Below are 12889 nucleotides of genomic sequence, written 5' to 3' on the forward strand. Positions count from 1 at the left end.
CCGAAATTCAGCGCCACCGCGTCGGGTCGGCGTGCCGCCTGGCGGCGGAACAGCTGGTGGATGGAAGCATCGCGCGGATAGTCGGTATCAGTGGCGTTCCACGTTTCCAGCAGCAGCTTGCGCTCGTCATGGCCCAACAGCGGCAGATGGCCGATCCGTTGTTGCGGATTCTCGGCGATGGCTTGCAGCAGGTTGAGGTAATGGCCCCACCAGCGCTCGATGGTGTCCGGCAGGTACAGGTCGGTGTTGAACTTGAAAGTGCCGAACAGGGCGCCGCGCGCTTCGAACAGGTCCAGCACCAGGTCGAACTGGCCTTCCTGCTGGGCGACCTCGAACGGCAGTACCTTGAGTCCGCCCCAGTCGCCGGGTGTGGCTGCCTGGCCGGGCAGGGGCGGGGCGAACAGGTCTTCCAGCTCCCGCTGCTTGGGCAGTTGCAGGAAGTTAAAAGCGGCCTGGAACACCGGCGTGCGGCTGGGATCGCGGGCCTGGCCCAGGCGCTCCACCAGTTGCGCGAAGGGCAGTTCCCGGTGGGCGAAGGCTTCCAGCGCGTCGCGCGCGAGTTGCTTCAGGAAATCGGCGAAGGGCGGGTTGCCGGACAAATCGCCGCGCAGCACCACCGGGTTGACGAAATAGCCCACCAGCGGGTTGTATTCCGCTCCCGGCCGGCTGCCGTCGGGGCAGCCCACCAGGATGTCGTCCTGGCCGCTGTGGCGGTGCAGCAGCACTTGGTAGGCGGCCAGCATCAGGGTGAACAGGGTGACGCCTTGGCCGGCGGCCAGGGTTTTCAGCCGTTCGGTGAGGATTGGGTCCACCGTCACGGCCAGGGTTTGCCCCCGGTCGCCGCGGGCGGCGGGACGGGGAAGATCGGTGGGAATGTCCAACACCGGCAGCTCGCCGCTCAGGCGGTCTTGCCAGTAGCGCCACAGCCGTTCGCCGTCGGCGTCCAAGTTTTGTTTCTGTTGCTGGACGAAGTCGTCGTAGCCGTAAGCCAGCAGCGGCAGCCGCGCCGGCTCGCCGCCGGCGTATTGCCGGTACAGCGCGCCCAGCTCCCGCAGCACGATAAGGATGGATTGGCCGTCGATGGCGATGTGGTGCACCACCGGCAGCAGCACGTGGTCGTCGTCGGCGAACGAGGCCAAGGTGAAACGGGCCACCGGTCCCACAGCCAGGTCGATAGGCCGGCGATAGGCGGCGTCCAGCCGGAGTTGCCGTTCGGCTTTGCTTAGCTGGCGGAGGTCCAGCTGCTCGAACGCCGCTACCGCGCCGCTTTGCACCGCCTGCACCGGTTCGCCGTCCACCGGGAAAAAGCGCGCGCGCAGCAGCGGGTGGCGGTCCACCAGGGCCTGGCAGGCGCGGCGCAGGGCGTCCGCGTCCACCCGGCCGAGGATGCGCAAGGGGAAGGTGACGTGGTAAGCCGGGCTGTGCGGCGCCAACCGGTGCAGCACGTAGAGGGCGCGTTGGTTGTGGGACAGCGGGTTAGGCTCGAAGGCCGCGCCGGAGCGTTCGCGCAGCAGGCGCGCGGTGAGCCGCCGTTTTTCTTCCGGCGACAACTGTTGCAGCAATGTCAGGTCCAGCGCGTCGTTCATGGGGACTTATCGCTCAGCAGCGCGATCAGCAAGGGATCCAAATCGGCGTCGGCCAGATCGTCCAACCGGGCCAAGGCGTCGGCGGCCGCCGCACCGGACGGCGCCGGTTGGGGCGGGGGAGCGGCATCGGTTGCGGCGGCGAGTCCGGCCAGGAATTCCGCCAGCCGCGCCACGTTGGGATAGTCGAAAGTCAGCGTGGTGGGCAGGGAACGGCCCAGGGCGGTTTGCAGGCGGTTGCGCAGTTCCATGGAGGTGAGGGAGTCGAGCCCCAGCTCCAGGAAGCCCCGCTGCGGATCGACCGCGTCGCCATTGGGCCAGCCGAGAATTTGCGCCACCTGGGCGCGGACGTGATCGCCCAGGAGTTGGCCGCGTTGCTCCGGCGCGGCTAGCTCCAGGCGTTCGCGCAGGCTGGCGCTGGGAGCAGCGGTTTTTTCGACCGCGGCGGGGCGCAGGTGACGGAACTCCGCCAGGCAAGGGTCGTTCGGGCGGTCGCGTAGCAGGCGCGGCCAATCGATGGGCAGCACGGCGATGTGGCCGGCGTCGGTGTCGGCCATGAGGCTGGCCAGCGCCCGCATGGCTTGCCGCGGCGGCAGGGTGGCGAAGCCTTGCCGCTGCCAGCGCGCCAGGGTGTGCTCTTCGCCCTGTTGCACGCGGGCGGCGGCGCCGATGTCCGACCAGGCGCCCCAGGCGATGCTGAGGGCCGGCAGGCCGGCGGCGCGGCGATGCAGGGCCAGGGCGTCGAGGTAGGCGTTGCCGGCGGCGTGGCTGGCCTGGCCGGCGGAGCCCAGCAGGGCGGCGGCCGAGGAATACAGCACGAAATGATCCAGCTGGCAGTGGGCGCTGGCCCGGTGCAGGTTCCAGGCGCCTTGCACCTTGGGGGCCATGGCCTGGGCCATGCGCGGCCAAGTCTGGCTGGGCAGCAGGCCGTCGTCCAGCACGCCGGCGGCGTGGAACACGCCCCGCAGCGGCGTGCCGCCCGCTTCCATGTCCGCGATAGCGGCTTGCAATTGCGGCAGCTCGCACACGTCGATTTGCCGGACCAGTAATTGCGCGCCTTGTTGTCGCAATGCGTCCAAGCGCGCGTGCGCTTCCGCGCCGGGGGCCGTGCGCCCCAGCAGCAGCAGGTGGCGCGCGCCCTGTTGCACCAGCCATTCCGCCAGCAATAAACCGAGGCCGCCGAAAGCGCCGGTGACGAGGTAGGCGCCTTGCGGGCCGATGCCGGCTGGGCTTTTGGCCGGCCGGTAGCGTGCCAATCTCGGTGCGAAGGCCGCCGTGCCGCGTAGGCTGATTTCCGGCTCGTTGTTGTCGTTCAGGGCGCGGTACAGCGCCGCCGCTGCGGCGTCGCCCCGCGCGCCGCCCAAGTCGAAGCGGCGGCAGCGCAGTTCCGGGTGCTCCAGGGCGATGACTTTGCCCAAGCCCCACAGCGGGCCATGGCCGGGCAGCAGGCCGCCGGGCGGGGCGTCGTGCGCGCCGGCTAATGCGAAACTCAAGGCCGGCGGCGCGGACAGGCCGGCGTTTATCAGTGCCTGCGCCAGATGCAGGGCGCTTTGGCAGGCGGCGTCCAAGGCGGTCGACGGATCGTCGATTGAGTCCGCATCCAGGCTCCATAAATGCACGATGTGATGCAGGGGCGCCGTTTGCGTCAATTCGCCGATGAGTTGGGCGAAAGCCGCCGGGTCGGTGGGGTCCAGCGCGTCCGCTGCGGCCAGCTGGCACTGCGCACCGCGCGCTTGCAGGCGTTCCGCCAGGGCGGCGCCGCAACCGCCTTGGTCGGCCAGGATCAGCCAGCGTTGGCCTGCATGTCGGCCGTCGGTGCTTTCCGGCCCCCTCTCCCCCAGGGAGAGGGTTGGGGTGAGGGCGAGATAAGAAGGTCGCGGCTTTTTACTTCCCTCATCCCAGCCTTCTCCAGAAGCCTTAGTTTTTCCGCTACGCGGCGGCTTTCCCTCGGGGAGAAGGAGTTGCGACGCCTCTGGTTCCTGGGTAGAGGGCGCGAAGTCCCTATGCAAGTCTTGATCGTCGTTAGCCGGCGCACGGGCGACGATGACCGCCTGGTGCAACGGCGGGCCAGCGCGGCCGTCGTCGGGCGACAGGGCGGTCGCTTCCGCGAAGCCGGTGTTCCGCAGCACTTCGCACCAAGCGGTTGGCGACAGCAGCGGATGCTCCGGCCGCAGGTCGGCGTCTTCGAAACGCCACCAGCCGCCGGTCAGGCCGAAGATCAAGTCCAGCCAGCGCTGTGGGGCGATGCCTTCCAGCAATACCAGCAGGCCGCCGGGCGCCAGCAGGGAGCCGGCGTGCCGCAGGGTGGCTGCCAGGTCGCGGGTGGCGTGTAGGACGTTGGCGGCCACCACCAAGTCGAAGCCGTGGGCGTCGTAGCCCTGCGCCGTAGGATCGTGTTCGATGTCCAGGGTGCGGTAGTCGATGCTGGAATAAGCGCCGAAGCGTTGCCGCGCCTTGGCGGCGAAATGGGGGGAGATGTCGCTGAAGGTGTACCGCACCCGCTCCATGGGCAGGCGCTGCAACAAATAGGCGGTGCTGGCGCCGGTGCCGGCGCCGATTTCCAGGATGCGGATCGGCCGTTCCGCCGGCCAGCCGCGCAATGCTTCCGCCACGGTTTCGCCCAGCAGGGTATTCATGCAGCGCGCCGCCGTCGAGTCGGCATACAGCCCCGCCAGCTCGCCGGTGTCGCCGCCGGGGAACAGCAGTTGCAGCGGATCGCATGCTCCCCGCAGCACGGCGGCCAATTGCTCGCCGCAACGTTGCAGCACGCGCAGTTCACCGGCCACGCTTGGGTGTTGATGGGCCAGGGCTGCGGCGAGTTGTTCGGCCGGGGCGGCAGCCTCGTCGGCCGTTTCGGCGGCGATTTGTTGCAGGCGGGCGTAGAGGCGGCGGTGTTGGAGGGGAATTTCCGGCGCATCGCCCAATTCCCGCACGGCTTCCCGCGCATAGGCGGCGCTGAGGGTTTCCAAGGCTTGAAGGCCGTGGCCGTAGGCGTCCACCGCCGGCCGGTCCATCAACTGCGGCAGGCGCTGCTTGAGGCTTTGTTCCAGCAGCGTCGGGTTCGCTAAGGGGCTGGCACCGGCCGGAAGCAGGGGCCGCCATTCTATGCGGTACAGCCAGTCGCGCCAGGCTTCGCCGGCGGCAACCGCTAGGGCGGCGGGATCGGCGGCGCGCGCCTCGAAGCCGTCCAGGCTCAGGCACAGTTTTCCGGCCGCGTCCCACAAGCGCAGCCGGCACAGTAGCCGCATAGGTTCGGCCTGCTGGATGCGGGCGTGGCACCACAGCTCGTTCGTGGCGGGGCGGCCGTGCCACTGGACGCAGGCGATGTTGAACGGCACCAGGGTTTGTGTCGGCAATTCCAGTAGGGCGGCAATAGACAATTGGAAACAGCCGTCCAACAGGCCCGGCCCGAACGGGCCCGCCAGTTGTCCCAGCGCTTCGCCCTGGCCGCGGAACAGGCGGCGGATCGGCCGGAAGCTCGCGCCAAGCTGTATGCCGCCGGCGGCGGCATGCTGGTATACGTAATCGGGGCTGCATTCCTCGCCGCAGCGATTTTGCAGTTCGGGCAAGTTTTCGCCGTCTGCTGCGGCGGCGCCCGGCGCCAGCGTGGCGCTGGCGTGGGTGGTCCAGGCCGCGGCCGGATCGGCTGCTCCCGCTTGGGAAGCGATGTGGATTCGCGCAGGGCCTTCATCCGCCTGGGCGATGCCCAGTTGCAAGGTGGCGCTGCTACCCGCCGGCAGGGCCAGGGCGCGAGGGAATTGCACGTCCTGCAAGCAACGGTCCTCACCGTTTTCTTCCAGGGCCGCCAGCATCATGGCCAGGTAGTGGGCGCCGGCCACGACGATTTCGCCGCCGACTCGGTGGTCGGCCAGGAAGGCCGGTTGCCCTTCCCGCAGGCGGGTTTCGTATAGCGCCGCCATAAACGGCGAGGCCAGCCGCCGTCCCAGCAGCGGATGGCCGCCGTTGTCCGTTGCGGCCGGCAGCGGTTCTTGGTCGAACCAGTAGCGCTGGCGCTGGAACGGGTAGGTGGGCAGGGGGACTTTGCGCCGGGGCGTGGCATCGAAAGCCCGCCAGTCCACCTCGCCGCCGGCCAGGAAGGCTTGGGCGGCGGGCGCCGCCGGGTGGTCGGCGGGAATGGTCGGCACTGATTGGCCGGCGGCGAAATGGCGCAGCTGTGCGGCCAGGCCGCCGATGCTGTCGGCGGCCAGGGCCAGCCGTTGGTGGTAGCGGCTGCGGTAACGGACGGCGTTGTGGCAGATTTCGGCCAAGTCGGCGTGCGGGTGGCGCTGCAGGTGATCGGCATAGCGCAGGGCCAGTTGGCGCAGGGCTTCCGGGGTGCGGGCGGAGAGGGCCAGCACGTGTCGGCCGATGTTGCCGACGGCTTCCGCGGTGGGCGTTGGCGCCGCTCCGATCAGCACATGGGCATTGCTGCCGGCGAAACCGAAGGAACTGATGCCGGCCAGCCGTTCGCTGGCTTCGGCGCGCGGCCAGGGCGTCAGCGTGGTGGGCACTTGCAGGGGGAAATCGTCCCAGCGGAAATGGGGCGTCGGGTCGGCGAAATTCAGGTGGGGCGGAATGGCGCCGTGTTGCAGGGCCAGCACCACTTTGACGACGCCGGCGATGCCGGCGGCCGCTTCCAGGTGGCCGATGTTGGTTTTCACCGAACCGACCAGCAAAGGCTGGGCGCGCTTTCCGGCGAACACTTGGCCGAGGGAGCGCAGCTCGATGGGGTCGCCTAACGAGGTGCCGGTGCCGTGGGCTTCCAGGTAATCCACCTGTTCCGGTGCGACGCCGGCGTCGGCCAGGGCCAGTTTTATCACCGCTTCCTGGGCCGGGCCGCTGGGCACGGTCAGGCCGCCGCTGGCGCCGTTCTGGTTGGCCGCGGTGCCGCGCAGCAGGGCCAGGATGCGGTCGCCGTCGGCCTGGGCGTCGGACAGCCGCTTCAACACCAGTACGCCGCAACCTTCGCCGCGCACATAGCCGTCGGCGGCGGCGTCGAAAGTTTTGCAACGGCCGTCGGGGGCCAGCATGTGCGCCTTGGAAAAAGCGATGCTGGGTTCCGGCGTGAGCAGCAGGCCGACGCCGCCGGCCAGGGCCAGGTCGCATTCCTTGCGGCGCAGGTTTTGGCAGGCCAGGTGCAAAGCGGTGAGGGAGGAGGAGCAGGCGGTATCCACGCTGAGGCTGGGGCCGTTGAGGCCCAGCAAATAGGACAGCCGCCCGGCCGCCACGCTCAGCACGCCGCCGCTGACGTAATAGGCGCCGATGCCGGCAGCGTCCCGCTCCGCCTGCTGGCGGGCGTAATAATCCAGGGTGCTGATGCCGACGAATACGCCGCTGCGGCTGCCGTACAAATCCCCCGGCAGTATGTTGGCGTTCTCCAGTGCTTCCCAGGCCACTTCCAGCAGCAATCGCTGCTGCGGGTCCATGGCGCGCAGCTCCCGCGGCGACAGGTTGAAAAACTCCGCGTCGAAGCCGTCCACATCGCGGCAAAAAGCGCCGTGGCGGCAGTTGATTTTGCCGGGGGCGTCGGGATCGGGGTCGTAGTAAGCGTCCATGTCCCAGCGCTCGGGCGGCACTTCGCCGATGGCGTCGCGGCCTTGCGCCAGCAGCTCCCAGAAGGCTTCCGGCGTGTCCGCCCCGCCGGGGAAACGGCAGCCCAGGCCGACGATGGCGATGGGTTCGCGGGTCGCTTGCTCCAGGGCGCGGATGCGCTCCTGTTGGCGGTTGATGGTGAGCAGTGCCTGCTTGACGGGGGAGAGGGGCTGGCTGGCGTCGGTCATGGGGCGAGCGTGGCTATTCGGCTAAATCCTTGAGTTGCGCGAGCAACAGGCGTTCCGCGTCTTCATCCGACAGGGCGGCGATGTCCGTTTCCTCCAGCGGGGCGAAGGCCGGCTCCGCCGCGCGGTTGCTTTCCGCTTCGGCCGGACCGATGCGGCAGGCGCGCGCCAGGTAATTTACCAGCGCTTCCAGTGTCGGGTATTCGAAGATTAACGTGTCGTGCAGGGCAATGCCTAGCTCTTTCGTCAACTTTTCCGCCGCTTCCAGGGCCAGGATGGAGTCGAAGCCCAGATCGAACAGCCGGGCGCGGGGTTCGATGGCAGCCGGCGCCTTGATGCCCAGGGTGTCGGCGACGACTAGCCGCACGCGGTTTTCCAGCAGCGCTAGGCGTTGTTCGGGCGGGGCGTTTTCGGCGTTTTGCGCCCACGGAGCAGGGCTGGGAAGGGGGGGAGTCGAATGACCTGCAGCAGCGTCCATGGGAACCAAACCGTCGAAACGCGGCGGCGCCCAGCCGGCCAGCAGGGCCGGTTTGTCCACGGGCAGCACGGCCAGTTGCGCCGAAGGGCTGCCCAGCAGGCTACCCAGGATATCCAGGCCCCGTTGCGGCGCGATGGCGGCGAAGCCCCGTTCCGCCCAGCGCCGGCGTTCGTTTTCCGGCAAGCGGGCGCCCATGCCCGCTTCCGCCCAGGCGCCCCAGTCCAGGCTGAGAGCGGGCAGGCCTTGGGTATGGCGGAACTGGGCCAGGGCGTCCAGGAAGGCATTGGCCATGGCATAGCCGGCTTGGCCGCGCGAGCCGATCAGCGTCGCGGCCGAGGCGAACAGCACCAGGAAGTCCAGGGGACGGTTCATGGTGAGCTGGTGCAGGTTCCAGGCGCCGGCCAGCTTGGGAGCGAACACGGCAGCCAGTTGCTCCCGGCTTTGCTGTAGCAGCAGGCCGTCTTGCAGCACGCCGGCAGCGTGGAACACGCCGCGCAAGGGCGGAAGCTCGGCGTCCATCCAGGCGAACAGCGCGGCGGCTGGCTCGGCATCGGCGATGTCGGCGGCACGGCAATGCACCTGCGCCCCCTGCCGGCGCAGCTGTTCCAGTTGGCTTTGCGCTTCCGGGCCGGGGCCGCTACGGCCGTTCAGCACCAAGCAGCGCGCGCCTTGCTGCACCAGCCAGCCGGCCAGTTTCAGGCCCAGCCCGCCCAGGCCGCCGGTGATGAGGTAAGTGGCGTCGGGGCGGATGGTTGTGGGTGTCCGATTGCCGGCGTCGTGCCGCCACAGCCGGGCGGCGTAGCGGCGGCCGGCACGGATGGCGAGCCAGTCTTCCCGGCCGGCTTGGAGTAGGGCTTCTGCGAGCCAAGCCGCATCGTCCGCCGTGGCGCTGGGGGGCAGGTCAATGCAGGCGGGCTTGAGATTGGCGTGTTCGCTGGCCAATACGGAGAACAGGCCCCACAGGGGCGCTTGGGCAAGGCTGGCCCACGACGGCGTTTCGGTTACCGCTTGGCTGCCCCGCGTTACCAGCCATAGGCGTGGCGCCGCTCCGGCCAATCGCCGCAGCAACGTTTGCACCTCGGCCACGTTGGCTAATAGGGTGGTTTGCAGTGTGGTGGCATCGGATGGCTCTGGATTGTCCAGGCCGCGCAGATAGGCCACACCGTCCCACTCCGCTGCGTTTATCTGCAGCAAGTCTTCATCGGCCGCAACGACTTGGCAGCCGTGGTCTAGCCGCTGTAACCGTTCTGCCAGCGCCTGGCCCAGGCCGCCCTTATCGGCCAGGATCAACCACTGCTGCTGGGTGGACGGCGCTGGGCCGGCGGTTTCTTCCAGGGGTGTCCAATCCAGCTCCAGCACTTCGTTCATTTGTCCGCGCAGGCCGGCCAGCAAGGCGTCGCGGCCGGTGCGGCGGAATTGGAAGCCTTCCACCCGCAGCAAGGGTTCGCCGTTTTCCGTTTCAAGGCTCAGCCCGGCGGCCACGGTCAGTTCGCTGTTGTCGGCGTCCTTTGTTTCCTTAAAGGCACGGCACAGCAGCGTTTGTGAGGCATCCCCGGGAAAGCGGCGCAGTTCCACCGCGGCGATGGCGAAAGGCACGTACAGGGTGCCGCTTGCCAGCATCTGTTCCGCTGTGGCCGGCCAGAAACGGCTGAGGATTTGGAAGCAGGTGTCCAACAGACCGGGATGGAGGGCGGCGTCCTGCTTGTCCCATTGCCGCGGTGCTTGCAGGCGGCAGCGTATTTGTCCGTCGTGTTGCTCGATGCGCTGCGTCCAGCGGTAGCTGGGGCCCAGGTCGAAACCGATGGTGGACAGTCGGGTGTAGAAATCCGTGCCGTCTTCTTCGTAGGGTGCGCATTGCGCACCAAGCGGCGCTGCGGTACGCGGTGCGTACCCTACGGTGTTTAATTTGCCGCTGACATGGGTCACCCACGCCGCATCGTCATTCGCGTCAAGCCCGTCGGCGCAGCTCAGGGTGCGAAAACTGTAGCCGCTGCCCTCCGACGGTTCCAGCAGCACTTGCAGGCGGCAGCCGGCTCCGTCCGGGATGGCCAGGGCGCGGGGCAGGCGGATGTCTTCCAGGCGCAGGTTGGTGGTGCCCAGGGCCTGGCTGGCGGCTTCCAATACCGTCGCCAAATGGTATGCGCCGGCCACCACCAGGCTGCCGAATACCCGGTGGTCGCACAGGGCGGCGCAATGGGCCGGTTCCAGACGGGTTTCATAGCGGATGTCCGGGCAGCCGGGCAGGGCTAAGCGGCGGCCGGCCAGGGGCAGCCCTTCTGCCGGCGCTGCGGGGATCGGTGCCGGGCGGGCCTGCGGTTCCAGCCAGTGGCGGCTGCGCTGGAAGGGATAGCTAGGCAGGCGGACGCGGCGGCGCGCATAGTCGCGGTCGAAGCCGGTGCCGTCGAAGGCCACGCCGCTGCAAAACAGCCGGCCCAGGCTGTGCAACAGGCAGTCCCAGTCCCCTTGGCTGCGGTCGAGGCTGGTCAGCCAGGTGCGTTCTTCTCCCGGCAGATTGGCGCGGCCCAGCCCGGACAAAATGGGGCGCGGGCCGATTTCCAGGAACAGCCGGTGGCCGTGGCGGGCCAGTTCCGCCATGGCCTTGCTGAAGCGCACCGGCTCTAGGATTTGCCGGCACCAGTAATCGGCATCGGCGGCGTTGTTCCAGCCGCCGTCCACGGCGGACAGCATGTCCAGGCGGGGAGCGGCGTAAACGACGCTGCGGGCGATGGGGGCGAATTCGTCCAGCATGGGCGCCATCAGTGGCGAATGGAACGCGTGGGACACCGCCAGTTGGCGGCCCGCCGTGCCCCGTTCCGCCAGCCGTTGCAGCACCGCCTGTACCGCCGTTTGCGAACCGGAAACCACCAGTTCCCTGGGGCTGTTGTAGCCGGATACCACCACGTCTTCGCCGCACTGCGCCAGCCAGTCGGCCAAGGCGGCGGCGTCCTGGCACAGCAGCGCCGCCATGGCGCCGTTGCCGGGCAGGGCCCGCATCAGCCGGCCGCGCGCCGCCACCAGCTTTAAGCCGTCTTCCAGGCCGAACACCCCGGCGACGCAAGCGGCGGCGTACTCTCCCAGGCTATGGCCCAGCACCGCCGCCGGCTTGATGCCCCAGCTTTGCCACAGCTCGGCCAGGGCGTATTGCAGGGAAAACAGCGCCGGCTGGGTGAAGTCCGTGCGGTCGAGCAGGGCGCCGTCGGCCTCGCTGCCGTACAGCACGTCCAGCAGCGGCTTTTCCAGCAGGGGATCGAGCACCGCGGCGCAGCGTTCCAGGCTAGCGCGGAAGCCGGGTTGGGTTTGGTACAGCTCGCGGCCCATGTTCCAGTATTGCGAGCCTTGGCCGGTGAACAGGAATACCGGCTTTTCGTTGTCCCGGTCGCGGGGCGCGCGGCCGATGATGGTGATGGTGGACGATTCGCTGCGCTCCACGGCGGGCAATTGCGATGCGGCTTCCGCACGGTCGGTGCACACCAGTGCCAAGCGGTGCTCGAACACCCCCCGTCCCGTTGCCGCGCTGAAGCACATATCGGCCAGGGACCGGTCCGGATGGGCGTTCAGGTACTCGCGGTAGCGGCCGGCCAGGGCCCGCAGGGCGGTTTCGCTGCGCGCCGACAGGGCCAGCAGGTGGCGGGGGCGGTCCATGGTGTTGGGTATGTCTTCGGCCACGGCGGCCGGCGGCGCTTCCAGCACCACGTGGGCGTTGGTGCCGCTCATGCCGAAAGCGCTGATGCCGGCGATGCGCTGCGCGTAGCCCGCCGGCCAGGGCAAGGTCTGGCGCGGAATGGCGAAGGGCAGCTCGGCCCAGGGAATGTGCGGGTTGGGCTGGTGGTAATGGCTTTGCACGGGAATTTGCCCGTGTTTCACCGCCAGCGCCGCCTTGAGCAGGCCGGCCAGGCCGGCCGCCGCTTCCAGGTGGCCGATGCTGCTTTTCACCGCGCCCAGGTAAAGCGGGGGTTCGACGCCGGGGCGGTTGGCGAATACCTGCCCCAGGGCGCGCGCTTCGATGGGATCGCCCAATTCGGTGCCGGTGCCGTGGGTTTCCACCAAGCCCACCGTGTCCGCCGCCACGCGGGCGTTTTGCAGGGCGTCGCGGATCACTTTGGCCTGGGACGCCTCGTTGGGCACGGTCAAACCCGCGCCGGCGCCGTCGTGGTTGACCGCCGTGCCGCGGATCAAGGCGTGGATCGGGTCGCCGTCGGCCAGGGCGTCGGACAGGCGCTTGAGCACGATCACGGCGCAGCCTTCGCCGCGGCCGAAGCCGTCCGCCGCCGCGTCGAAAGCCTTGCTGCGGCCGTCGGGCGCCAGCACCCCGGCGCGGGACAGGAACACGCTGACGTGGGGCGCCAGGTTCAGGTGCACGCCGCCGGCCAGGGCCAGGCGGGTTTCGCCGCTGCGCAGGCTTTGGCAGGCCAGGTGCACCGCCACCAGGGAGGAGGAACAGGCGGTGTCGATGGACAGGCTGGGGCCGTCCAGGCCCAGCCAGTGGGACAGTCGTCCCGAGGCGAAGCAGTGCAGGCTGCCGGTGCCGGAATAAGTGTCGATGGATTCGAGATGCTCGGGCGTCAGTTGCAAATCGCCGTAATGGCTTTGGCCGATGCCGATGTAGACGCCGCCGCTGAGGCCGGAGGTATGGCCGGCCAGACCGGCGTCCTCCAGCGCTTCCCAGGCGGTTTCCAGCAGCAGGCGCTGCTGCGGATCGAGGCGGGCGGCTTCGCGGGGGGATATGCCGAAAAACTCCGCGTCGAACCGGTCCGGCAGCGGGATGAAAGCGCCGCGGCCGGTGTAAGTCTTGCCGGCGGCGCGCCGGTCGGCGTCGAATATGGCGTTGTTGTCCCAGCGCTCCGGCGGCACGTCACCCACCGCGTCCAGGCCGTCGCACAGCCTCAGCCAATAGCTGTCGGCATCGTCGATGCCGCCCGGCAGCCGGCAGCCGATGCCGACGATGGCGATGGGCTCGTAACGGGAGCGTTCCACGCTTTCTACCGCGGCGCGCGCTTGGCGCAGGGCGAGCAGAATCCTTTCGTTCGACGACGTGTCTTCGGTCATTAAAA

Annotated in this window: 3 protein-coding genes (1 of these 3 cut by a window edge); all 3 read right to left on the reverse strand. The window is 69.0% G+C overall.

Annotated elements, in window-relative coordinates; all coding sequences use genetic code 11:
- Tightly spaced (at most 13 nt apart), the 3 genes in view from K5607_RS08025 to K5607_RS08035 form a layout consistent with a single transcriptional unit that may run on beyond the window.
- Positions 1 to 1586: the beginning of a non-ribosomal peptide synthase/polyketide synthase gene (locus tag K5607_RS08025; RefSeq protein ID WP_221048749.1), read on the reverse strand. 20260 nt of this gene lie to the left of the window's left edge; only the first 1586 of its 21846 coding nucleotides appear in the window; it begins with the start codon at positions 1584 to 1586; its stop codon lies beyond the left edge, outside the window.
- Positions 1583 to 7363 carry an SDR family NAD(P)-dependent oxidoreductase gene (locus K5607_RS08030; protein WP_221048750.1) on the reverse strand — a complete coding sequence of 1927 codons (5781 nt, stop codon included), beginning with the start codon at positions 7361 to 7363 and terminating at the stop codon, positions 1583 to 1585. Before K5607_RS08030 ends, K5607_RS08025 begins: the two co-directional genes overlap by 4 nt.
- Positions 7364 to 7376: 13 nt before the next feature.
- Positions 7377 to 12884: a type I polyketide synthase gene (locus tag K5607_RS08035; protein ID WP_221048751.1), complete on the reverse strand. Its 5508-nt coding sequence runs from the start codon at positions 12882 to 12884 to the stop codon at positions 7377 to 7379.
- Positions 12885 to 12889: the final 5 nt, after the last annotated feature.

It is taken from the genome of Methylogaea oryzae, assembly GCF_019669985.1.
Taxonomy (GTDB): Bacteria; Pseudomonadota; Gammaproteobacteria; order Methylococcales; family Methylococcaceae; genus Methylogaea; species Methylogaea oryzae.